Raw genomic sequence first — 23,604 nt, forward strand, 5'->3', positions numbered from 1 at the left:
ATATAACAATGACAAACGCACTATTTCAACCAATTCAACTTGGTAATATCGAGCTTAAAAACCGTATTGTTATGCCACCGATGACGCGTTCTCGCGCAACGCAACCTGGTAATTCAGCAAACGACATGATGGCGGCTTACTACGCTCAACGCGCTTCTGCAGGTTTGATTATTGCGGAAGGCACACAAATCTCACCTATGGGTCAAGGCTATGCTTGGACTCCAGGTATCTATTCTGACGAGCAGATTGCTGGTTGGAAAAAAGTGACTGATGCCGTACATGAAAAAGAGGGCGTTATCTTCGCTCAACTTTGGCATGTAGGCCGTGTAACACACCCAGACAACATTGGCGGTGAACAGCCAATCTCGTCTTCTGCACTTAAAGCCGAAAACGTAAAAGTATTCATCGATAACGGCACTGATGAACCGGGCTTTGTTGATGTGGTTGAACCTCGTGAAATGACGAAAGAAGACATCAAAGAAGTGGTTGAACAGTATCGCCAAGCGGCTTTGAATGCAGTTGAAGCAGGCTTTGACGGTATTGAACTTCACGCCGCGAATGGTTACTTAATCAACCAATTTATCGATTCTGAAGCAAACAACCGCACTGACGAATACGGTGGTTCAATTGAAAACCGTTTACGTTTCCTAGGCGAAGTGGTTGAAGCTATGGTTGAAGCGATTGGTGCTGGCCGTGTTGGTGTACGCCTTGCTCCATTCACATCGTTGAATGGTACCGTTGACGCTACGCCAGTCGAGACTTACACAGCGGCGGCAGCACTACTTAACCTTTACAAAATTGTTTACCTGCACATTGCAGAAGTTGATTGGGACGATGCACCTGAAACGCCAAAAGCATTTAAAGCGGCAGTTCGTGAAGCTTACGATGGCGTCCTTATTTATGCGGGTAAATACGATAGCGAGCGTGGCGAAAAAGCCGTTGCTGAAGGCGTAACTGACATGGTTGGCTTTGGTCGTCCATTCGTTGCGAACCCAGATTTACCAGCTCGTATTCAAAATGGTTACCCACTTGCGGTGCACGATCCAAACACATTGTTCGGTGGTGCTGAAAAAGGTTTAACGGATTACCCTGAATACGCAGGCTAAAAACAGCTGCCTGAAGCAGAGTATTGAGATAGTATCTCGATCCTGTTGAATGTTTATAAAAAGCAACCTTGCAGAGTCGGGTTGCTTTTTTTGTTATTGGACCAAGTAAAATGATGAACGTGAAAGCGATGCGCGGAGAGCTTTACCTTCTATTTGCCACCCTGCTAGCTGGGGTGGGATGGATTGCATCTAAGCTGGTGGTATTAGAAATGCCTGGGCCAGTGTTTATTGGTGTGCGATTCCTCGTCGCGAGTCTTATTCTTCTGCCATTTTGTATTCACCATATTCGTAAGCTTTCGCTTAAGCAGATTCTATCTCTTTGCGGCGTGGGTTTGTTGTTGTCTGCTTCATTGCAGGTATGGGTGTTTGCGGTTTCTGTAACAGAAAGCTTGTCGGAAGGGGCATTCATCATGAGCTTAGCCATGATCATTGCACCGTTTGTGTCTTGGATTTTGTTTCGAGTTAAGCCTAATCGTGCGTTTTGGATGTCTTTCCCGATCGCGATTATTGGCATGCTGTTGCTGACTTTGGGCAACGGCTGGCATGTTGAGCAGAGTCAGATTTACTTCTTGTTAGCATCGATGTTGTTGTCTGTTCACTTTGTGATGAACAAGCGTGTGATTACCAATATCAAGCCTATCGCATCAATCTGTGTGCAACTGTTTGTGGTGGGTGTGAGTGGTTTAGCCTTTGCTTCTATGACAGCTCAGCCGGAGTTCGAAATCACCAAAACCTTAGTCTTCTGGTTTATTGTCTCTGCGGTGATCGCAACGTCTATTCGTTACTTGCTACAAACGGTCGGTCAGCACTCCGTGAACATGGAAGTGGCGGCATTGATCATGATTCTTGAGCCTGTGTGGACGCTGCTGTTAAGTGTGAGTGTGCTTGGCGAAAGTGTAGAGATGCAGAAGCTGCTCGGTGGGGCGGTGATCATTGCTTCACTATTTTGCCATATCAAATGGTCGAGACGAAAATAAAACACTCGGCGCAAGGCCGAGTGTGGGTTGTTTTTCAATACACGTTCAGAGTGTAATAATTTCTAAGCACTAAGCTTGCTAAGCAGTGAACGCGGTAAGATCAGATTGCCGCGACTACTTTCTGAAGTAGCTTGAGCATTTGTTGTTGCTCTTCAGCATCTAACTCGTTCATCAACTCTTTGTTTAAACGAACGGGGATAGGAACGAGTTGTTCTTCAAGTGCTTTTCTGAGCCTTATCAGGCGAGTGTTGAACAAGACTTGTCGAGTGCAGAGCAAGGGTTAAATTCTGCGAATAAGACGTGCAAAGGGTGTCACCGTACTTATCGTTCTCGCTGGTAACTATTCTAACAACGAGCTTTAAATACAGGTGGTAAAGTCGAACCCTTACCACCATAGTCCTATCGCACAGCCTTCTTTTCTTTATGCCATCAATTCGAATGCACTAGGGGCGGGAAAGGACGTGAATGAATTAGTCGCGAATAGTGACTTTTGTAATCACAATATCTTCGCAAGGCACATCTTCGTGTCCCCAGCGAATGGTTGTTGGTGCTTTCGCAATTTTGTTTACCACATCCATACCTGCTGAAACCTTACCGAATACCGCGTAACCCCAGCCAGCATTGGTTGTTGAGGTGTGATCTAGGAAATCGTTGTCATCAAGGTTGATGAAGAACTGCGCCGTTGCAGAATGTGGTGCATCAGTCCGAGCCATTGCCACAGAACCAATCACATTCTTCAAACCACGGTTTGCTTCGTTGACGATTGGGGCGCGAGTTGGTTTTTCTGTCATGTCGATAGTGTGACCACCACCTTGAATCATGAAACCTTCAATAACACGGTGAAATGTCGTGCCTTCGTAGAAACCGTCTTGGCAGTATTTAAGGAAGTTTTTCGACGTTACTGGCGCTTTTTCAAGGTTCAGTTCAATCTCGATATCGCCAAAGTTGGTGGTGAAAGTAATCATAGGGCTACCTAAAGTTGAAGTTTTACTGAGTCGTAATGACGAAAGTGGGTTGCAGTATAGGGAAAATAACAGCGGATACCAGTGATGGTTTTATTGTGGTTGAATTCTCGTCAACCACCAAAATCACGCCTGATATTGTTTAAGGAACATCTCGACACTTGAAGTAATGAGCACTTGCTTGTGTGCAGCATCCGGTGACGGCACATGACCAATGATTTGCGGCCAAAACGCAAAAGACTTAAGCAGACCAATGAACTGCGTGGAGGCGAATTGTGGGTCTAGTTCTACTAAACGACCGTCTGCCAACGCGGCTTTAATCCAGGTTGTAAGTCCACTTTCTGCTTGGGAATATTTTTCCATCGCTTGATGCGCCAGTTCTGCGTTATGGAAATACTCTGAGAACAAAACGCGTGACAGGTCGATGAAGCCTTCAGACTCAAGTAACTCAAGCTCTTGATTGGCTATCGAGGAAAGCTGTTCTTCAAGTGGCAGTTCTGCTTGATATGGGAAATGCGTTGCGGCCAGAGTTTTGCTCCAAATGCTGTCTAGAATCTCATCTAAAAGCAGTTCTTTGCTGGCAAAGTGATTGTATACGGTGCGCTTTGATACTTCTGCGCGACTCGATATTTTATCCATGCTGGTGGCCTTGTAGCCATGCTCAGTAAACTCTGCGATAGCAGCGGCAACGATCGATTCACGTTTTCTTTGGCTCAGCGTTTTTTTTACAGTCATCGGGATACTACTCAATATGTCGCGGTTAGCATTACATACGCTAATTTTACACCAGTAAGTTTACTTTTAGAACACCAATCCGCGTATTGGTAATTCGGTCGAGAGCAACTGAATCGCTTTGCAATGCACGGTGGGTATCATAGAATCGAAAGTGTATTCGAATTTTATTGATATCAACGGAAGAGAATAAACAATCAATGAGTAGTATTTTAGAGTGTATTCGTACAGTTGGACGAGGAGAAAGAGGGCGTAAGCCTTTATCGTTCGAACAAGCCTACCGCATCATGGATGAGTATTTAAGCGGAGAAGTCGGTGACGACCAAATGGCTATGCTACTGATGTTGATTCGTGTGCAGAATGAAACCAATGAAGAGATCGCTGGCTTTGTAAAAGCGTTTCAATCTCGAGTGCCAGATTTAGGCGCTGATATTGATTGGCCGTGTTATGCAGGTAAGCGTAACGATAACGCCAGTGGCAAGCCTTGGAACTTGTTGGCGGCAAAAATCTTAGCTGACAATGGCTATAAAGTGTTAATGCATGGCTATATGGATAAGCCGAGCGGTAGGACGCACGTTGAAAGCCATTTGCAAGATGTCGGTGTGCAAAGTGCTGAGAGCCCTGAACATGCTAAGTCGATTCTTGAACAAGACGGCATTGCTTATTTACCGCTAGCTAACTTTGCGCCCGAAGCACAAACCATGATTGGTTGGAAACACCGCTACGGTTTGAGAACACCAATTAACACGGTAGTTCGAGCATTGAATCCTGGTGGTGGCCGTTTAGGTCTGCGTGGCAGTTTCCATCCTGGCTTTCCACAACTTCATGCGGAAGTTGAGCATGTTATCGGAAATAAATCCCACTCGGTGATTTCATTCAAAGGGATGAACGGTGAGTCGGAATATAATCCTAAAGTTAGCCAAACGGTATGGATGAGCTCTCCTGACAAAGTCGAATCGTTCTACTGGGAAGAGATGATGAACCTAGAGCTGCCACTTCCTAGTCAATGTGTACTTGGCACATCGGCTGAAGATATGGCGCTAATGGCGAATACCGTTGTCGACAGCATGACAGCCATTCTCTTTGCAGAAACGCACGATAAAACTGAGGTATACCAGAAAGCGGTGCGCCTGTGGCATGAGTATTGTGCGCGTTAGATGGTGGTTTGTAATCAATGAGAGAAGGTCAGCGAGCGCTGGCCTTTTTATACTTGATTTCTAGCAAGGGCTTTTCGTGAACGCCCAAACAATAAAGCTACTTCACTCGCATCAAGCGATGCATTTTGTCTTCGAACTGAATCTCAATCACCTGTGAGATTTTCATCTTATCAACACGATCAAGCATTCTCGCTTGGTAATCACGTTTTTTCATCCACTCTAGCGGTTCTTTAAAGCCATCTTCATTAATCACAAACGACTGATCGGTAATGGAGTCTTCAAAGATATGAACCACCCAAATTCGTGATTGGAAATCCAATAACTCGCTAAAGTAGCTTTTTAACTTAGATAAGGAATTAGTTAGATACGTTTTAGGTGAGGTTTGAGAAGACATAGTAAACCGTATTTGGACAATGAAAATCGGCAAGGGCGCCGTCTGATCATTATAGCCTTTACCCGTTAGGCTTGTCAGGTCGAATTCGGCAGCCATTCACGCTAATGCTTTGCTATTGCTAATGTGGCTGCCAGTTCGTGATTAACCAAATCAGTGTCGGATTCACTATTTAACGAATAGGCCGAAGTCGATCTCTTGTTCTCTTTGATACTTCACTAGCTTCACTTTTAGGTCGTGTTTTGCTGCTAAATCAATGGCTAAGCATGACATGCGTTTTATCTCATCAACGCAGCTTGATATCAGCGGTTTTTCTTGATTATCGATAGTGGCGATGAGTGTGTTTTCTGTGCCGTCGTTACCTGCGTAAATATACGCGTACATGTTGTTGTAGTGTTGCATAAACTTCCTAAAACGGGATTTCTAATTATTAGTGAGGTGAAGATTACAGGGTTTATTTACGCAGGCTAGCTCGGCTAAGTAAGGTTAAGCAAGGGAAAGTAAGGCTTTGTAAGGGCTCTTTTTTTTCTTTTTTCTGGCGTTCGAAAACGTGCTCAACCCTTTGTTTGTCTCACTTTTTTGTCTTGTTAGGTTTTGCCTATCAATAAAATTGTTGAAATCCATTTAGTAAAATCAAGATTTTAGACAACAATTAACTTAACAAGATAGAAAATATATGACGCAAAGTATTTAGGGAGAACGCAATGCATTCTATTAAAGTGAAAGATTACATGACGCAGCAGGTTGTGACATTTACTCCTGATATGCCGTTAAGTCTAGCGTTAGACAAAGTGATGCGTAGCCACCATATGGGTGGGCCCGTAATCGATGATAACGAACAAGTGATTGGCTTCCTTTCAGAGCAGGATTTACTCGAGAAACTTGTGAAGGTCAGTTACTTCTGCCAAGACACACACCTTGTGGGTGACTGTATGTACCAAGAAGTGCTGTCGGTGTCACCTGACTTATCCATTATTGAATTGGCGGACATGATGCAGGTTGGAAAACCTAAAGCATACCCTGTGATCGATAATCGAAAACTGGTGGGTATTATCACCAGAACTGATGTTTTGAGAGCAATTGGCAAGAACTTGGAAGAATGCTTCAAACATCAGGTATAGTAGCGTGTTAAGAACGATTATTTTTCTCAATACTCTCAATTGAAAAAAGGCGCACTAGCGCCTTTTTTCTGTATAGCGCTTTTCTTGGTCGATCCTTTCTTTTTGGATCCCTAGCCAGTTGAACAGCTGATTAGGCTTTAGCTCTTGGGTATTCCAACTTTTGGAGGTTTCATGTCAAATCAAACGGCAAAGTTTGTTGAAGGTTCAACGATGCGCCACATATTGGTGATGTCGGGGGCTGGCTCTGTCGGTTTGATGGCGTTATTTGTGGTCGATCTGCTCGACATGCTGTTTATCAGTATGCTCGGACAGGTTGAATTGGCTGCTGCGGTAGGCTTTGCAGGTACGCTGACTTTCTTTTCTACCTCCGTTTCTATCGGTACTTCCATTGCCATGGGCGCATTAGTGTCCAAAGCCATCGGCTCTAAGAATCAAGAGCACGCTCGAAACCTAAGCACCAGTATCATGCTGACTGCGTTTGTTATCAGTTCAACCATAACTGCAATCATGTTCGCTTATATTCCAGAGCTGCTAGCCGCGATAGGCGCCAAAGGCATTGCAGCCGAACGCGCTCAAGCTTACCTACAGATTTTGCTACCTAGTGGTCCATTTTTGGCGTTAGCGATGGCAGCGGGTGCGGGCTTAAGAGCGGCAGGTGATGCTAAGCGTTCGATGTGGGCAACTTTGTCTGGCGGCATTGTTAACGCGATTCTCGATCCTCTGTTTATTTTTGGTTTTGGTTGGAACATCGAAGGGGCGGCTATCGCTTCGGTTGTCGCTCGTTTCTCGGTGCTATTCTTTTCGCTTTATCCTCTTATTCGCAGCCATCAGCTGGTAGCTCCGCCTTCTTTTGTGCAATGGCGCATTAATATTCGACCAATATTGGCGATTGCGCTGCCTGCGATTATCACCAATACCGCAACGCCTATCGGTAATGCGATTGTAACAACGGGTATCGCACAATATGGTGAGGATTTTGTCGCGGGCTTTGCCGTGATAGGTCGTCTGACGCCAGTTTGTTTTGCGGTTATCTTTGCCTTGTCTGGCGCTGTGGGGCCAATCATTGGTCAGAACTTTGGTGCTGAACGCATGGACCGAGTAAAAGAAACACTCAATAACTCATTGCTGGTTACTACGGCATACACCATCGCTGTTTGTATTCTGTTGTACTTCGTTCAAGGTTATGTCATTCAAGGCTTTAGCTTACAAGGTGATGCAGCAATCATTGTGGCGGCTTTCTGTACCTATGTGGCGTTAACCTTCACCTTTAACGGTGCACTATTTGTTGCCAACACCTCTTTTAATAACCTAGGTAAACCGCTTTACTCGACAGCATTGAATTTGGGTAAAGCGACGTTAGGTACTCTGCCGTTCGTATATCTAGGTTCGCAATGGTATGGCGCTTTGGGTGTTCTCTATGGTCAAGCTTTGGGTAATGTTTTGTTCGGAATTTTAGGTATCTTGGTGCTTCGACATCATATCGCTGAACTGATGCAAGGATCTCAAGTTGATCCAGTGGAAGATGATGTGTCGATTGTCAGCTTGAACACTCAGCCATTCTGTTCACACGATGCGGTTCTTATTGATGATGTATCCGCTAACCGTGAAGAGTGTGCGGAGCTTAAATCTCAGTAAGCCATCGGCGCTGGCATAATATTTTTGTTTTCTTGAAAACTTCTTCTTGACCTTGGAGTAGCCTCCAAGGTTTATACTTTTGATGAACTTAAGGTTCTGTTGCTCGTAAGTTAGCAACAACCTCAAGGCTTTTGAGTATTAAGGATATACATTATGTGCGCAAAACATGCAGCGTGCCGCTCAGCAAAAGTGGACGTTCAACCTCAAGCGGCAGGAGCAAGTTGCTCTAGCCCTAAAATTTCAAGCATCACAGCAGCAGGTACTTCATCTGGTTGTTGTAGCTCTTCTGCTGCTTCGTCATCGTCTGGAGATGATTGTTGTAGTTCGTCGGATAGTGGAGAAGAAGACAGTCAGTCCTCAACTTTATCTCTCGATGCCAAATTTTCGAAAAGTTGGCTGGTTGCCGGAATGGACTGCCCAGCTTGTGCAAGAAAAATAGAAAACGCGATCAGCAATATTGACGGTGTTATTCAAGCGAAGGTTCTCTTTGCTACCGAAAAGCTGGTTGTGAAATTCGATAATGAAAGCCTTGCTGACACCATTGAACAGGTCTCTATCAAAACGGGTTTCCCTCTTACGGAAGTCGGTTCAAAGAAAGAAAAACAACAACCTGAGACTTTTTGGCAAGCTTATATCCAACCTAATTTACAGATTATCACGATTGCAGCGGCAATGCTGTTTGCGGCGCTTGTAAAAATCACCTCACCTCAATTAAGTGAAGGCTTGTTTACGGTAACTTGTCTGCTTGGTTTATATCCGGTGGTGAAGAAAGCGGTTCAGCTGGCGCGTTCAGGTACACCGTTTGCTATTGAAACCTTAATGAGTGTTGCCGCGCTGGGTGCTTTGTACCTTGGCGAAACTGCGGAAGCAGCGATGGTTCTATTGTTGTTCTTGATTGGTGAGCGCTTAGAAGCGTTTGCTTCATCAAGAGCAAGAAGTGGCGTTCAAGCGCTAATGGCATTGGTACCAGAAAACTCGACTAAGATCATCAACGGCGAGCGTGTAGAAGTAGCAGTCAGTGAACTGGTTCCAGGTGATGTGATTGAAGTGGCCGCGGGCTCTCGTTTACCTGCTGACGGCCAATTGATTACAGACGCGGCAAGCTTTGATGAAAGTGCGTTAACCGGTGAATCTGTTCCTGTTGAACACATCGAAGGCAATAGCATCATGGCTGGCGCTGTGGTGGTCGATAAAGTGGTTCGTATCACCATCACTTCAAAACAGGGTGAGAACGCGATCGATCGCATTCTTCATCTGATTGAAGAAGCAGAGTCTCGTAAAGCACCACTAGAGCGATTCCTCGATAAGTTCAGCCGTTGGTACACACCGTTAATGATGGTAGTGGCTCTGTTGGTCATCATCACACCACCATTGTTGTTTGCGCAGCCATGGGAAACATGGGTTTACCGTGGCCTAGCGCTATTGTTGATTGCTTGTCCGTGTGCCTTGGTTATCTCGACTCCTGCAGCGATTACCTCTGGCTTAGCAGCAGCAGCGAAACGTGGCGCGCTCATTAAAGGCGGCGCAGCGCTAGAGCAGCTTGGTAAAATCCAAACCATCGCCTTCGATAAGACAGGCACACTGACCGAAGGTAAGCCTCAGGTTACGGATATTCAACCTCTATCGGGGTGGCAACAAGACGCGATGCTGCGTGTGGTTGGGGCGATTGAAGTTGGCTCTACTCACCCGTTGGCGCAGTCACTTGTCGCTAAAGTAAAAGACCTGAATATTGAGATTCCTGAATCACACAACAAGAAAGCGTTGATTGGTAGTGGTGTTGAAGGGGATGTTGATGGTGTTAAGTATCAGGTTCTGTCACCGTCTAAAGTCACGTTCGAACTTGGTGCCGATGTGGTTTCTCAGGTAGAAGCATTAGAAGGTGAGGGCAAGACGGTTGTGGTTGCTCTTGAGGTTAAAGATCAAGAAGAATCAACAGAGCAAGCTACGACGGTGATTGGTCTGATTGCTTGGCAAGATACGTTACGCAGTGACGCTAAGCTTGCGATTGAACGACTTAATGAATTAGGTATTCAATCTATCATGTTGACCGGCGATAATCCGCGCAGTGCAGCAGCGATCAGTAGCAAGATTGGTATGCAGTACAAGGCAAGCCTATTGCCAAGCGACAAGGTATCTTACGTTGAGGAGTTATCTCAACAGTCGCACGTGGCGATGGTCGGTGATGGCATTAATGATGCACCAGCAATGAAAACGGCGAATGTCGGCATCGCAATGGGTGGTGGTACGGATGTCGCTTTGGAAACGGCGGATTCAGCACTGACTCATAACCGTTTAACTGAGCTGCCAGCGATGATTGAACTGTCGCAAGCGACCATGAACAACATCCGTCAAAACGTAGCCCTTGCGCTTGGTTTGAAGGTCGTATTCTTGGTGACAAGCTTGTTAGGTATTACCGGTTTGTGGGTGGCAGTTTTAGCGGATAGTGGTGCAACTGCATTGGTGACATTGAACGCATTGCGTCTGCTTCGATTTAAATCTAAAGCGGACTAAATCGAGCTCACCGACATAGAGCATTCTTAATATAAAAGCGCCTTTAGCGGTAATACGTTAAAGGCGCTTTTTGTCTCATTAGTATGCAACATAGGCGTGCGGATTGCTTATTTTTGTGATGCCAATCGGTTTTTTGTGAAACTTGAATTATTGTTGCGATCATTCATGTGACATGTGTCACTTCATTTTGTAATGAGCTTGGTTAGAGTGTGTTCGTACCCCACGAATTTACTATGAGCTTAAATAAGGGTAAAAAGCCCAATAAGCCAAAAGGAGCGAACTATGTCTCAAGCTGTTTTCCACTTAGGTGTTACTGAAGCAGATCTTAACGGTGCTACTCTTGCGATCATCCCTGGTGATCCTGCTCGTGTGCAAAAAATTGCAGAAGAGATGGAGAACCCAGTATTCCTTGCTAGTCACCGTGAATACACGCTTTACCGCGCAGAGCTAGACGGCAAACCAGTTGTTGTATGTTCAACAGGTATTGGTGGTCCATCGACTTCTATCGCAGTTGAAGAGCTTGCTCAACTTGGTGTTCGCACTTTCCTACGTGTTGGTACGACTGGTGCTATCCAACCTCACGTAAACGTGGGTGACATGATTGTTTCTACAGGTTCTGTTCGTCTAGACGGCGCTAGCCTACACTTTGCTCCTATGGAGTTCCCAGCAGTGGCTGACTTTGAAGTTGCAACAGCAATGAAAGCGGCAGTTGATGAATCAGGTGCAACAGTTCACATGGGCGTAACGGCATCAAGCGATACGTTCTACCCAGGTCAAGAGCGTTACGACACGTTCTCTGGTCGCGTTGTTAAGCGCTTCCAAGGCTCTATGCAAGAATGGCAAGACATGGGCGTTCTAAACTTCGAGATGGAATCTGCAACACTGCTAACTATGTGTGCAAGTTCTGGTCTGAAAGCAGGTTGTGTTGCTGGTGTAATCATCAACCGTACTCAAAAAGAGACGCCTGATCACGACACTCTAAAAGTAACAGAAGCACGTTCAATCAAAGTGGTTGTAGAAGCCGCTCGTAAAATGCTTTAAGTCTTAAAGTGCTCTGAGTTTTAGAGAGCATTAAGTCTTCAAGTGACATTAAATTTTGAAAATGGCCGCATCGTATGATGCGGCCATTTTTTTGTGCCGTCTGAAAGTAATCAATAGAGAAAACAGACAACAAAAAAGGCGAGTGATTTAATCGTCATTCGCCTTTTTAACAATCTGCTTAAGAGCATTGAGCTCTCATGAGCTTATTGGTTTTTAGCACTCTAGATCTTCACTGCCACCCGCAGCTGTAAACCATGCCGTTAGGTGTGTTTTAAGATCTTTCAATTCGTCAGGGCCAATCAATGCAAGGCCAAGATCTTCAGCTCGTGTGATGTCGTTATGGCGAAGAGGGCGGAAGCTCACTAACATTGCACGTGCTTGTAGGCCACCTAGCAGGTCTCTAAGCGATTCCAGTTTGTACAAGGTGTCATCACCATCATCACGCATGCCTTTGGTCTTACATTCGATGATGTGCAGCTTATTGTTCACCACAGAGGCAACATCAAGCTCGTTACGAACCTCACGTTCACCCAGTTGACGGTATACCTGAACATTCAAAGAACGGTCTTGAATGGTCGGCATGTCATCTTGGATCTGCTTAACTGTGCTGTGAACCAATGTTTCAAGCCATTCACCGTTTGAGAAGCGGCGCGCGTCTTCGTTGGCAAAGGTCAAAATACCATTGTCGTAAGTCGCAATTTTAGCTTCAACCAAATCGCTCAACAGCATGTTGAGCTCGCGATAGCCTTGTTGCTTCTCAGATAGGCCTACATCAAGTTTTTGTTCTTTACGGCAGGTCGTTGCTAGGTAGTTCAATGTCGCAAGGCCAGGGCCTAGTTCGAGTGCGTTACTTGCCCAACGTTCACCCAGTTCATAAAGTTTCTGATCCAGTTGCGGAGACAGCTGAACATCGCTGAATTCACCGCGAGCACCGAACACAGTTAGGTAGTCGTCGATAGTGATGCGGTCTTGAACTTGTGCGTCTTCTTTACCATTAGGGTACAACCAGCAAAGCTTGTCGCTATTTGGTTCAACCACGAAGATTGGCCAGTGGTAAGTACGGAATACTTCGTACACAGAAAGTAGGCGGTGACGGAGGCCACAACTTGCGTTGAGCTTCACTTCTTGACCGCGTGCTTTGAGGTCTTCGGCAAGGGTTTGGATAGATTCTTTAATGACAGATGTATTTACGATGGTCGGAATTTCGAAAAACTCACTCGTAATGTCGCGCTTGTGCAAAACGCTGTCTAAACGTTTGTACATACTGACTTGATTTTTGTCACCGATAAACACGATGTGAGTGCTGACCGTTCGGTTATCAAGTAATGGGGTGAGCAAGCGAATGGGGTCTTGATCGATAATGCCAACATGAACAGCCATATAAATTCCTTAATAGCGGCTCGCTCATAAAGGTGAAAGAAAAAACGGGAAGCAGCAAGCCTTAATAATCATATAATGACAAAGCTCATAAAAAACAAGGGCAACCCTTGATAAAAGTTGCCCTAGCTCAATTAGTCACCACTATTGGGTAAGAAGTCTCAACAATCTCACTAAATATCTATCGATTCTTCATTTATCTATAGTTTGAATTGATGTACTAAATCACCTTGCTGATTCGCCAAAATTGTTAGGTTTTGGCTTGCCTCCGCAATTGAAGACATCGCTTGGTAACTCTTATCTGCGATGTGGTTGATGTCTTCGATGTTGCGTGCAATATCACCAGACGTTTCACTCTGCTCAGCGGCTGCTTGAGAGATGTGTGTACTCATGTGGCTGATCTCTAGAATCAAGGCTTGGATCTCTTCCATCGCACTGTTTGCACTTGAAGCTTGTTGAACCGACATGTCCATATCGCTCATACAGCTTTCAATTACGTTACTTGCAGTTTTCGAGCTTGATTGCAGATTGCTGATCATAGTCTCGATTTCAGAGGTTGATTGAGTGGTCTTCTGTGCTAGCACTCGTACTTCATCGGCAACGACTGCAAAACCACGACCTTGTTCACCTGCACGCGCTGCTTCGATTGCCGCATTAAGTGCAAGTAGGTTGGTCTGTTCAGCAATACCACGAATAACGTCAAGGATTGAACCAATCTGGCTACTCATCTGTTGTAGCTCGCCTACAGCGCCCACTGATTCAGTAAGGCGAACTTCAAGCTGATTAATGGTGCTGATGTTGGTGTTCATGATCTGACGACCAGACTCAGAAGCCGATTCTACTTGTTGAACCATGGTGAGTGAGCTTTGCGCGCTGTTCGCCACTTCTTGTACAGAATGAGACATCTCTGTCATTGCGGTCGCAACAGTCGCGGTTTGCTCACGTTGGCTGTTCAATTGAGCCTGCGTTTCAGATGACGTCTTCTGGTTGACGCTTGCAGTCTTAGTTAAGTCATCTGAAGCATCATTCAACTTCACAAGGATATTGTGCAGGTTGTCAGCCAAGGTGTTGATGTGACGGCTCACGCGGCTGAATTCGTTGTCGTAGCGAATATCGATACGCTGAGTCATATCACCTTCAGTTAGACCTTCTAATGTACCGAGGATGCGAGTTAATGGCTCTCGTACGCTGTGTGCAATGTGGTAACCAATCGCAGCAGCGAACACAGTCACAACAATGCCAATGGCAATCGCGTTGAATAGGCCTTTGTCGTAGATGCTGCTTGCGTCAGCGAGTGATGAGTTAAGTTGCTCTTCAGCGGTCACGTTGAATGAGTCCAAAACAGCCATCGCTTGGTCAACTTCTAGAGCTAGGTTAGCGATGTTCACGTACAACGCTTGTTTGGCTTGTAGGTAGTTGTTGTGTTTGTCTAGTACGCCACCTTTCTGACCAACGTCTTTGGTGAACTTCTGAACCGACTCATCGAAGACATTTTTAAGTGCTGGTAGTTGTGTTGATAGACCTCGATAAGCGTAGTTAAGATGAGTAACGGCCTTTTTGTTTTGGTTAAGGGCTTTTTGAACGAAGGCAACATCAGAGCTAGCAAGTGCATCAGAGGTAATAACTTCTGCGTCTTGCAGTTTGATGAAGTAGCTCTTTGCCATCACTTTTACAGAGATGCTTTTTTGGTCGGCAACGTACTCTTTCATACCAACGGTTAATTCTGAATGTAAGCGTTGGAAGTCACGAGACGCTTTTTGTACTTGTTCTTGTGCTTCGAACATCGCGACGTAGTTGTTCATCGCTTCGTCAGCTTCGGCGAAGTAGCGTTCTTCCATTGCTCTTAATTGCGCGATACGTTCAACAAGTGAAGCATTGTTTTGGCTTGCCGCTTCTAAACTACCGAGAACTTCTGAAAACGAGTTTTGTGATGCAGCAAATTCTGTACGCATTGCAGACATGCGTTCAGCGTTTTGTGTGGTTAAGAAATCTTTGAATGACTTATCAGCAGAAAGCAATTGAACACTCGTTTGATTTGAAAGCGCGACAAGTGGTAATGAGGTTTCTGAGACACTCTCAAAATTGCTGTGTATCTGATTCATGCTGTTCATCATGATGGTTATCGTGACTGCGAACATGATGATGATCAGTGCGAAACCAGCGTACATACGCTTGATCACAGATCCCTTCATGGCTTTCTCCCTAAATAAAAATGCAGACCTAATGTCAGGTCAAAGTAAAACTAACAAAATTATCAGCATTCTATTGAGCTCGGCTTACGCATTTTATGACGCACACGTCAAAAATAGCGCTCAGTTATAACCAACATGCCATTCTTGAGAGCTAAGGCTCGTTTTCTTTGATTTGAACGGTGTTTTTTATTATGCTTTAAAGCAGATTTATTGTGGTTTGATGCGGCATAGCGCATACTCAAAGCATTAAAAAATAAATGTTTTATCGGAGAGAAACATGGCTGAAGAAACCATTTTTACTAAGATCATCAACAAAGAAATCCCAGCAGATCTACTATACCAAGACGATTTAGTAACCGCATTTCGCGATATTAACCCTCGCGCGCCAAGCCATATCCTAATCATCCCAAACAAGCTGATTCCGACAACTAACGATGTTGAAGTCCAAGATGAAGCGATGATGGGGCGCATGTTTACTGTTGCTCGCAAGTTAGCAAAAGAAGAGGGCATTGCAGAAGATGGCTATCGTCTTATCGTGAACTGTAACTCTCACGGTGGCCAAGAGGTTTATCATATTCACATGCACTTGGTTGGCGGCCGTCCACTTGGCCCCCTATTAATGAGCTAGTTTAAACGCGCTCATTAGTGGGTTAACACAAGTAGTTAGTTGGAAAATTTGTAGTTTGTATGCCAACTTTAAGTTCTATCTGTTGTCTGAACATCGGCATCGCCTAGGCAGAGGCTAAATCAGTAGGGTTTCAACTGGCTTGAGATCCTTTTTACAACGCGTTTCGTTTTGATAATGAGACCATTAAAGGTCAGCAGACCCTAATAAAGTAGGCATTTTAAACATGCACGGAGACGATAAGTGAAGCAACAGTTTAGATTCGCTTCCATTGCCCTGTTATCGGCGTTGACCGTAGGTTGTGCGAGTATGTCTGCAGGAAGCCTGTTCAGCCATTACAGCGCACAGAACAAAGCGATCTACCAAGCCGTTAAATCTGGAGATTATTCAGAGGCTCAGCAAGAGCTACCAGATTACGCGGCAGGCGACATCCTTGATAACTTTGAAAGAGGCAGAATTAATCTGCTGGATCAAAAATACCCTGAGAGTAAGGCTTCGTTTGAAGTGGCTGATCAGGCGGTTACTGAGCAGCAACGCAAAGCCGTGATCTCAATCTCAGACAGTGCAACCAGTGTGGGTGCGTTGGCTGTGAATGACAATATTACCGAGTATGTGCCAGCCGATTACGAGTTGGGCTTTCTTCATCTGTATCTCGGTTTAAATTACCTCAAGAAAAACGATTTAGAAGGTGCGGTGATCGAAATGCGTCGCGCCAACCAAGTTCAAGAACAAGCGAAGAAGCAACGCGAGGCTGAGTTAGACAAAGCAGCCAGCGATGCGAAGAAGCAACGCTTGTCTGCCAATGTGGGTAGCATCCTTGCCAATTACCCTGATGCGGGTAAGAAACTGCAGTCAGTACAGAACGCGTATCTGATGTTCTTGTCTGGTCTGCTTTATGAAGCGTCAAATGATTTAAACAGCGCCTACGTTGACTATCGTCGTGCTTTGGCTGTGATGCCAGATAACCAAGAAATCATCGATAGAACCATGGCAACAGCCGCTCGTTTAGGGATGCGACAAGATTTAGCAACATTAGAAAAACGCTATAAGCAATCTTCTAAACTTAGTGCAGGTGAAGGGCGAGTGATTGTTCTTCAAGAGCAGAGCGCTGTGCAAGCTATGGACAGTTGGCGACTGGATTTGCCTGTTTATGACAGTCGCGATCAGGGGGCAATATACTCTCTTGCGCTGCCATATTACCCAAGTCAAAACGTAGAGCGTTTTTCTGCCTTGCGAATCAGCGGACAGCCGCTACAAGAACATTTGATCACTGATGTAAACGCGATGGCGCAGAACGATCTATCGGAACGTATGACAAGCATTGTTATTCGCCAAGCGCTACGTGTAGTCGCGAAAGATCGCATTCGAAAAGAAGCAACCAAAGGCGATGATGTCGGTAATATTCTGTTCAACGTGTGGAACACACTGACAGAGCAACCAGACACTCGCAGTTGGCAATCATTACCTGCAGAGATTAAGAGCAGTACGTTTGTAGCAAATAGCGGTCAATATACGTTGGAAGCGGGCGCTAAAACGTACGACTTTGATATTCGAGAAGGGCAGACCACCTTGGTGTGGATTTCTCGACAAGGAAACAATGCAACAATGTGGCATAAACAGCTAGGGAGGCTGTAATGAAAAAGTGGTTAGTGAGCTTAGCAGCGGTTATGGCTCTGGCTGGTTGTGCTGATAATACAGCTGGCGTAAGGGTCGATAGTCTGACTCAGAACGTTTTCTTTGGTGACAAGGTATTGGGCAGCCGTTTACAGGTTGAAGATATTCGCACCGATCTGGTCGACGGTCATACGCGAGGAATCGTTCGTTTAAACAGTAACTATAAAGGCGATCAACATATTCTTTATCGTTTTTACTGGTACGACGATGCCGGGCTTGAGGTCAACCTTAAACAAGGTCCTTGGAAGCAAGCGATTGTTCGTGGTTTTGAAAGTATTTCGTTGTCGGAAGTGTCGGTAAACCCGAAAGCGACTCAGTTCAGAGTCCAGTTCCGAGAGCAGTAAGTTAGATTAAACGGGTCTCATGATTCGTAAATACAAGAATTTAAGAGTGTGGGTAACCCCGCTCAGTGATAAGTTGAGGAAACAAAATGAAAAAGAGTGTCATTGCGCTACTAGGTTTAGCGGTTATTTTAGGCGGTTGTTCAAACAAGGTAAGCTACGGTGATGCACAAGCAGTAGAAACCACGACAATCGATTTCGGTTCAACTGACCTTCAAACGATTGCGGGTGAAATGGTCGATAGCATGATGGCGTCTGGTTCTGTGTCTTACATTACTCGTGAACAGCGTCCAATCGTGTTTGTAGAGCGAATCAAGAACAAAACAAGTGAGCACATCGATACTGAGTCAATCACTGACACTATCAGTACTAAGATGCTGAACTCTGGTAAGTTCCGTTTCGTTGATATGGACCGTGTAGAGTCTGTTCGTGACCAATTGAACTTCCAAAACAACGATGAGCTTGTAAACCAAAGTTCAGCGATTCAATTCGGTAAAATGGTTGGTGCTCAGTACATGCTGTACGGCAACCTATCAAGCATCGTTAAGAAAGCGGGTAGCGATGAAGACGTATACTACAAAATGACGATGCGTCTAATGGATCTTGAGTCTGGCTTGATTGAATGGGCTGACGAGACTGAAATCCGTAAGCAACAATCTAAGAGCCTACTAGGCCTTTAATTTCGCTTACTTGCCAACTATGCGCAGCCGGATTTGACAATGTCTAGTATTGGCAGCGCTTAATCTTGACAGCGTATAGCTTGGTCACACGCCAATGCAGTGCATGATGTGCTGTTTATGAAGAGACACTGGCTTTTGGTCAGTGTCTTTTTTGTAGGGAATGAAGACGTTTATAGGGAGTAAATATGGCAATTTTTTCTTGGCCTGAGGCTAAGCTTCTTGATACCAGTTTGAGTTCGCTTGACGGTTACTTTTCTGAGCCTCCAGTTAGAGCACAGACATTAACAGGCGGTTTGACCAATCGATGTTGGAAGTTGGTCGATGCCGATGGTACTGCGTATGTTTGGCGGCCAACCACACCTATCACCAAAGCGTTCTTCATTTCTCGCCATGAAGAGTACCAAGTGCTGTCTGCCATTGAGCGACTCGGTATCGGGCCAAGCCCAATGGTAGTGAATGAGCAGGGGTTACTGGTTGAGTGGATTGCGGGTGAGACACTTTACGAAGATCTAGAACTCGATGACCTGTTGAAAACGCTGATCTCTGTTCATCTGGTTAATACTGCGCGATTACCACTGCAACCATTCAGTTTCACGGCGCGAGTCGACCATTACTGGCTGCAGCTTGATGCGATTCATAAGACCGAAGCCTGCACTAAGATTTATCAAGAGTGGCGCGTGGCTCCGAGTATTACCAATGTTGACCTGTCTTTGTGCCATTTTGACTTAGGTGGTTATAACCTAGTGAGAAACAGTGACTGCATTAAGATTATTGATTGGGAATACGCTGCGCTCGCAGACCCTAGGCTCGATTTAACATTAACCATTGCGGTTGCTGGCGCGCCAGTCACAGAAGCGGTTGAGAAGTACTGTCAGCTGCGAGGAATCCATGATGTTCAGCCTTGGCTTGATGGTGTAGAAGCATGGTTACCAAGAAGCCAGATGATGGCGATGCTATGGTATTTACTTGCTCATCAGCTTTGGGGCGATGAAAGTTATCTGCGTGAAGCGGAGGCTCTGAGTCACACTTTATGTAGCTAGGATCACGTTTAGGAAGTGAAAAATATAATTTCTCAGCTGTTACCTTTAAAACCTTGTTTTTCGTGTTAGATTGATCAAAACGTACCAATATTCAACGGGGGAGGTACAATGATTATCTATCTACATGGCTTCGACTCAACAAGCCCGGGCAATCACGAAAAAATACTGCAGTTGCAATTCATTGATGATGACGTTCGTTTCATCAACTACAGTACTTTGCATCCAAAACACGATATGCAGCATCTGCTAAAAGAAGTGCATAAGGTGATAGAGCAATCCGATGATCCGCATCCCATTATTTGTGGTGTAGGTTTAGGTGGTTTTTGGTCTGAGCGTATTGGTTTCTTATGTGGGATTAAGCAGGTGGTGTTCAACCCTAATCTGCACCCTGAGAACAACATGGTAGGTCGAATTGACCGTCCAGAAGAGTACGAAGACATCGCAACTAAATGTGTTGCTCAGTACCGTATGAAAAACAAAGGACGCTGTTTAGTGGTGCTTTCTCGTGAAGATGAAATTCACGACAATACCAAAACAGCTGCCGCGCTAGAAGATTACTATGATGTAATCTGGGATGAGAAAGAGAGTCATAAATTCAAAAAGATCTCTCAACATCTTCAAGCAATGAAAGCGTTCAAAAACGCTTAATCAATCCAGATGTTTTATAAAAGCAGTGCTCAATGAGTGCTGCTTTTTCACATCTGAATCTTAGAGATTGGTATTGATAAAGTAGTTGTATATGTTTTATCGGTCGGTTTGTGCATTTATAGATCAGTTTGCGCAAACGTTAACTAATTAGTCGCGAATCCTCATTGAGGGTAAGGATTTTTTTGTTGCGGTCATCTTTTTGCTATATATAATGTTCCCAAGCAAAATATTTTGACAAATATCAAAAAAAATTGAGAGCGAGTGAAAAAACTTGCCCATAATTTGTGTTCTGCCTCTCAGGTAGTCACCTTTTATATCCACGTGAGCAAAGCAACAAACCATTATTTGTTGTTTGTAACCCCTCTAACTACTCGGTGAGCTGTCGTTATTCTTTTTCGCGGTAACCCAATTTGTAACAGCCTTCGCATTCAAGGCCGAGTAGATACATAGAATTTATCGGTTGGAGTAATCGAGCCGAACCCCATTTATTCATTTTGTAGAGGATTGTCATTGTGACAAAAATTATCGTAGTAGGCGGCGGTGCTGGTGGTTTAGAACTAGCCACTAAGCTAGGCCGCACTTTAGGTCGTAAGAAACGTGCCCAGATTACTCTGGTAGACCGTAAAGCAAGCCACCTATGGAAACCATTACTTCATGAAGTAGCAACGGGCTCACTGGATGAAGGTGTTGATGCATTAAGCTACCGTGCGCACGCAAAAAACCATTACTTCGATTTCCAAATGGGCAGCCTGAACGACATCGATCGTGAGCGTAAAGTGATTGCACTAAGCGAGCTTACAGACGAGCACGGTGAACTGCTGATGCCAAGCCGTGAACTTGAATACGATATTCTAGTGATGGCGCTAGGCTCAACGTCAAACGACTTCAACACTCCAGGCGTTCGTGACAACTGTATTTTCCTTGATAGCCCAGAGCAAGCACACCGTTTCCGTACAGAAATGAACAATCAGTTCTTAAAGCTTCACGCTAAGAACGGTCAAGGCACGGTAGACATCGCGATTGTTGGTGCTGGTGCAACTGGTGTAGAGCTTTCTGCAGAGCTACACAACGCCGTTAAAGAACTTCGTACTTACGGCTTCGGCGACCTAGATTCAAGCAAGCTGAACGTAAACCTAGTTGAAGCGGGTGAGCGTATTCTTCCAGCTCTACCTCCTCGTATTTCAAGTGCAGCACACTCTGAGCTAACCAAGCTTGGTGTGAACGTTCGTACGAATACGATGGTGACTCAGGCGGATTCTGACGGCCTAACAACCAAAGATGGTGACAAGATCCCAGCTCAAATCATGGTATGGGCAGCAGGTATCAAAGCACCAGATTTCATGAAAGATATCGGTGGTCTTGAAACCAACCGTATCAACCAGTTGGTTGTGAAGAACACGCTGCAAACAACACTGGATGACAACATCTTTGCAATCGGTGACTTGGCGCAATGTACACAAGCAGACGGTTCATTCGTTCCGCCACGTGCACAAGCGGCTCACCAAATGGCAAGCTGTGCATTCAGCAACATCATTGCTAAGTTGAACGGTCGTGACCTGAAAGACTACATCTACAAAGACAAAGGCTCGCTAGTTTCACTTAGCCGTTTCTCTACGGTAGGTAGCTTGATGGGTAACCTGACGAAAGGCTCGATGATGGTCGAAGGTCGTATTGCGCGTGTGGTTTACATCTCTTTGTACCGCATGCACCAGATGGCGCTTCACGGCTTAATCAAAACATCACTGATGATGCTGGTTGGTCGTATTAACCGTGTACTTCGTCCAAACCTAAAGCTTCACTAATCAGGTAAGCCTTCTCAGAGCATTACGCTGATAATAAAAAAGAGCTCTTCGGAGCTCTTTTTTGATCGTGTCGATTATGGATTATCGCAGGTGTTGAACTGATTTCTGCTGTTAAGACGTTGGAGGTAGCACAGAATAAACCACGCCATCTTTCGGCTTACCGTTAAACAGAAATCGATTCTGGGCAATGGTTTCTCGCTCAGCGCCACACTTCTCGATCAACTTTTGGCTGGGTAGGTTCTCGGTATCGCAGACAATCTCCAAACGCGTTAACTTGAGTTGCGCGAAACAAAATTCAAATAGGGCGAACATCGCTTCTTTGGCGATCCCTCTCCTTTGAAAGTCATCACCGACCCAATAACCTAAACTCGCCATATTAAAGGTGTGGTAAAGCTCATTAATGGCAACCATACCGACTAACTTATCGCTTTTTCGTTCAAAGATGCCAAAGCCAAACGCATCGGCTTTCACCCAGTTCAGGCGAGTTGCCAGAATAAATTTCTCGGCCTCGACGATAGAAAACTCTTTATGACACCAGTCGACCCATGGCAGCAAGCTAGGGGAGGACTTAACCAGCTGAGAAAATTCTTGAGCATCTGAGGCCTCAATGATTTTAAGGCTAAGATTTTGTGTGTTGATCTGAAATTCAGGGCTCATAGAGCGTACCAAGTAACGTGTAAGTACTGAGCAAAGAAAGTCAGTACAGAATAAAGATAGATAGCACTTAATAAAACGCCCTCACTAGGAGGGCGGATTGAATTATTTATATAATTATAGCCGAATCGGCAAGTAATTTACTGCGCTACACGTCTAACTTGAATCACCATTCCAAGAAGTGGGTGGTCAAGGTAGTGAGTTTCTGTACTGCGCATACGACGTTTTTGGTCCATGCGGTAGCTCTTAAGGAACTCTTGGACTTCAACCGTCGGAGAAATCTCAGTTAGGTTGCCCACTTGGACGTTGCTTTCTGCGCCACTTACTGGTGAATCTAGCTCGATTTGTTGCTCTTGTAGAGTCACTTCACGAACGCTTGGCGCTTTTAAATCTAATGTCGTTTCAGCGTATAGGTAGTGCTGAACGTAGATTTGCAGCTTGCCGTCTAATTCGTAGAGTGGCTTATCAATGGTCTCTTCTTGGAACCCATCAGCGCTGCCTGCAGTGATTGCGCCTTTTTCAGAGCCATCAGCATTAAATTGTTTAGAGAAATCTTTACCTGCTTGAATGTGGAAAACAGGTGCAGAGCTCTTACCTTGGTCGCCTTGACGCCAAGCGGTATGCATCAGAACTTCAAAGCCAGCGTGTTTACGTAGCTTGTCTTTTTGAGGCGTTAACTTATATTCCGAGTAAGGAAGCATTTGAACGCCTTTCTTTGCTCGGTATTGGGTATCTTGAAATGAACCAACACGCTCAAGTGAAATCTTAGGCTGTGTATTTGGCCAAGATTCGTTCACCTTCTCTGCATCAACAGCGCGCTTAAAAATGATCACTTCTATATCAAATTGTCTCTGCGCCAAACTTGGCAGTGAGACGAACAATAGTAGCAGTGGGATCAGTCTTTTCATTTTTACTCCGTCTTCCAGCCGAACTACCGG

General features: G+C 45.0%; 22 protein-coding genes and 2 pseudogenes. 15 read left to right on the forward strand and 9 right to left on the reverse strand.

Features of this window, described 5'->3' with window-relative positions; genetic code table 11:
* Positions 1 to 8 precede the first annotated feature (8 nt).
* The gene (locus AB4154_RS01535; RefSeq protein ID WP_372122055.1) at positions 9 to 1,106 is read left to right on the forward strand and encodes an alkene reductase; all 1,098 of its coding nucleotides are present in this window, start codon (positions 9 to 11) and stop codon (positions 1,104 to 1,106) included.
* Between the two features lie 110 nt (positions 1,107 to 1,216).
* Positions 1,217 to 2,083, forward strand: coding sequence for a DMT family transporter (locus AB4154_RS01540; protein ID WP_372122056.1), 867 nt, complete (start codon positions 1,217 to 1,219; stop codon positions 2,081 to 2,083).
* A gap of 100 nt (positions 2,084 to 2,183) precedes the next feature.
* On the opposite strand, the pseudogene AB4154_RS01545 reads toward AB4154_RS01540, so the two are convergent.
* Positions 2,184 to 2,309: pseudogene (locus AB4154_RS01545) on the reverse strand (MarR family transcriptional regulator); the annotation flags it as partial.
* Here AB4154_RS01545 and AB4154_RS01550 point away from each other — a divergent pair.
* A pseudogene (locus tag AB4154_RS01550) lies at positions 2,307 to 2,423 on the forward strand (cytochrome c); the annotation flags it as partial. The pseudogenes AB4154_RS01545 and AB4154_RS01550 sit on opposite strands and share 3 nt — an antisense overlap.
* A 130-nt stretch (positions 2,424 to 2,553) precedes the next feature.
* Here the strand turns inward: AB4154_RS01550 and AB4154_RS01555 are convergent.
* Positions 2,554 to 3,048: a peptidylprolyl isomerase gene (locus AB4154_RS01555; protein ID WP_017060208.1), complete on the reverse strand. Its 495-nt coding sequence runs from the start codon at positions 3,046 to 3,048 to the stop codon at positions 2,554 to 2,556.
* Between the two features lie 123 nt (positions 3,049 to 3,171).
* A complete protein-coding gene (locus tag AB4154_RS01560; protein ID WP_017066785.1) occupies positions 3,172 to 3,780 on the reverse strand; it encodes a TetR/AcrR family transcriptional regulator in 609 nt (202 codons plus the stop codon).
* A gap of 167 nt (positions 3,781 to 3,947) precedes the next feature.
* On the opposite strand from AB4154_RS01560, the gene AB4154_RS01565 reads away from it, so the two are divergent.
* Positions 3,948 to 4,934, forward strand: a complete 987-nt coding sequence (locus tag AB4154_RS01565) for a glycosyl transferase family protein (RefSeq protein WP_372122058.1) — start codon at positions 3,948 to 3,950, stop codon at positions 4,932 to 4,934.
* Positions 4,935 to 5,031: 97 nt separating this feature from the next.
* On the opposite strand, the gene AB4154_RS01570 is transcribed toward AB4154_RS01565, so the two are convergent.
* A complete protein-coding gene (locus AB4154_RS01570; protein ID WP_050622140.1) occupies positions 5,032 to 5,328 on the reverse strand; it encodes a hypothetical protein in 297 nt (98 codons plus the stop codon).
* Between the two features lie 165 nt (positions 5,329 to 5,493).
* Positions 5,494 to 5,727: a hypothetical protein gene (locus tag AB4154_RS01575; protein WP_372122060.1), complete on the reverse strand. Its 234-nt coding sequence runs from the start codon at positions 5,725 to 5,727 to the stop codon at positions 5,494 to 5,496.
* Positions 5,728 to 6,029: 302 nt separating this feature from the next.
* Here AB4154_RS01575 and AB4154_RS01580 point away from each other — a divergent pair, with 302 nt between their 5' ends.
* The 4 genes from AB4154_RS01580 to udp all read left to right on the forward strand — a co-directional run bounded on the left by AB4154_RS01580 (position 6,030) and on the right by udp (position 11,633).
* Positions 6,030 to 6,446: a CBS domain-containing protein gene (locus tag AB4154_RS01580; protein ID WP_017060213.1), complete on the forward strand. Its 417-nt coding sequence runs from the start codon at positions 6,030 to 6,032 to the stop codon at positions 6,444 to 6,446.
* 171 nt (positions 6,447 to 6,617) lie between these two features.
* Complete coding sequence (locus tag AB4154_RS01585; RefSeq protein WP_017065289.1) at positions 6,618 to 8,081, forward strand: MATE family efflux transporter; 1,464 nt, start codon at positions 6,618 to 6,620, stop codon at positions 8,079 to 8,081.
* A gap of 153 nt (positions 8,082 to 8,234) precedes the next feature.
* Positions 8,235 to 10,592 carry a zinc/cadmium/mercury/lead-transporting ATPase gene (locus AB4154_RS01590; protein WP_372122062.1) on the forward strand — a complete coding sequence of 786 codons (2,358 nt, stop codon included), beginning with the start codon at positions 8,235 to 8,237 and terminating at the stop codon, positions 10,590 to 10,592.
* A 282-nt stretch (positions 10,593 to 10,874) separates the two neighbouring features.
* Positions 10,875 to 11,633 (forward strand): uridine phosphorylase, encoded by a 759-nt coding sequence (gene udp, locus AB4154_RS01595; protein ID WP_017065292.1) that lies wholly within the window; start codon positions 10,875 to 10,877, stop codon positions 11,631 to 11,633.
* 213 nt (positions 11,634 to 11,846) lie between these two features.
* Here the strand turns inward: udp and AB4154_RS01600 are convergent, their stop codons facing one another.
* Together AB4154_RS01600 and AB4154_RS01605 are read right to left on the reverse strand one after the other, a co-directional pair.
* Positions 11,847 to 13,013, reverse strand: a complete 1,167-nt coding sequence (locus tag AB4154_RS01600; RefSeq protein WP_017060218.1) for a DUF1887 family protein — start codon at positions 13,011 to 13,013, stop codon at positions 11,847 to 11,849.
* 197 nt (positions 13,014 to 13,210) lie between these two features.
* On the reverse strand, positions 13,211 to 15,202 hold the full coding sequence (locus AB4154_RS01605) for a methyl-accepting chemotaxis protein (RefSeq protein WP_017068093.1): 1,992 nt from the start codon (positions 15,200 to 15,202) through the stop codon (positions 13,211 to 13,213).
* Positions 15,203 to 15,479: 277 nt separating this feature from the next.
* Between AB4154_RS01605 and hinT the strand changes: the two genes are divergently transcribed.
* The 7 genes from hinT to AB4154_RS01640 all read left to right on the forward strand — a co-directional run bounded on the left by hinT (position 15,480) and on the right by AB4154_RS01640 (position 22,012).
* Positions 15,480 to 15,830, forward strand: a complete 351-nt coding sequence (gene hinT, locus AB4154_RS01610; RefSeq protein WP_017060220.1) for a purine nucleoside phosphoramidase — start codon at positions 15,480 to 15,482, stop codon at positions 15,828 to 15,830.
* A 240-nt stretch (positions 15,831 to 16,070) separates the two neighbouring features.
* Complete coding sequence (locus AB4154_RS01615) at positions 16,071 to 17,462, forward strand: COG3014 family protein (protein ID WP_372122064.1); 1,392 nt, start codon at positions 16,071 to 16,073, stop codon at positions 17,460 to 17,462.
* The gene (locus AB4154_RS01620) at positions 17,462 to 17,845 is read left to right on the forward strand and encodes a YcfL family protein (RefSeq protein ID WP_017060222.1); all 384 of its coding nucleotides are present in this window, start codon (positions 17,462 to 17,464) and stop codon (positions 17,843 to 17,845) included. Before AB4154_RS01615 ends, AB4154_RS01620 begins: the two co-directional genes overlap by 1 nt.
* 86 nt (positions 17,846 to 17,931) lie before the next feature.
* Positions 17,932 to 18,522, forward strand: coding sequence for a penicillin-binding protein activator LpoB (gene lpoB / locus AB4154_RS01625; protein ID WP_017060223.1), 591 nt, complete (start codon positions 17,932 to 17,934; stop codon positions 18,520 to 18,522).
* A gap of 185 nt (positions 18,523 to 18,707) precedes the next feature.
* Positions 18,708 to 19,562: a phosphotransferase gene (locus AB4154_RS01630; RefSeq protein ID WP_372122065.1), complete on the forward strand. Its 855-nt coding sequence runs from the start codon at positions 18,708 to 18,710 to the stop codon at positions 19,560 to 19,562.
* 108 nt (positions 19,563 to 19,670) lie between these two features.
* On the forward strand, positions 19,671 to 20,210 hold the full coding sequence (gene ycfP, locus AB4154_RS01635; protein WP_009847155.1) for an alpha/beta hydrolase YcfP: 540 nt from the start codon (positions 19,671 to 19,673) through the stop codon (positions 20,208 to 20,210).
* 512 nt (positions 20,211 to 20,722) lie between these two features.
* Positions 20,723 to 22,012, forward strand: coding sequence for an NAD(P)/FAD-dependent oxidoreductase (locus AB4154_RS01640; protein ID WP_009847154.1), 1,290 nt, complete (start codon positions 20,723 to 20,725; stop codon positions 22,010 to 22,012).
* 111 nt (positions 22,013 to 22,123) lie between these two features.
* On the opposite strand, the gene AB4154_RS01645 is transcribed toward AB4154_RS01640, so the two are convergent.
* Both AB4154_RS01645 and AB4154_RS01650 read right to left on the reverse strand, forming a co-directional pair.
* Positions 22,124 to 22,669, reverse strand: coding sequence for a GNAT family N-acetyltransferase (locus AB4154_RS01645; RefSeq protein WP_017060225.1), 546 nt, complete (start codon positions 22,667 to 22,669; stop codon positions 22,124 to 22,126).
* 137 nt (positions 22,670 to 22,806) lie between these two features.
* Positions 22,807 to 23,574 carry a peptidoglycan binding protein CsiV gene (locus AB4154_RS01650; RefSeq protein ID WP_017065298.1) on the reverse strand — a complete coding sequence of 256 codons (768 nt, stop codon included), beginning with the start codon at positions 23,572 to 23,574 and terminating at the stop codon, positions 22,807 to 22,809.
* Between the last annotated feature and the right edge of the window lie 30 nt (positions 23,575 to 23,604).

It is taken from the genome of Vibrio sp. 10N.286.51.B11 (assembly GCF_041469245.1).
In the GTDB taxonomy this organism is placed as follows: Bacteria; Pseudomonadota; Gammaproteobacteria; order Enterobacterales; family Vibrionaceae; genus Vibrio; species Vibrio crassostreae_C.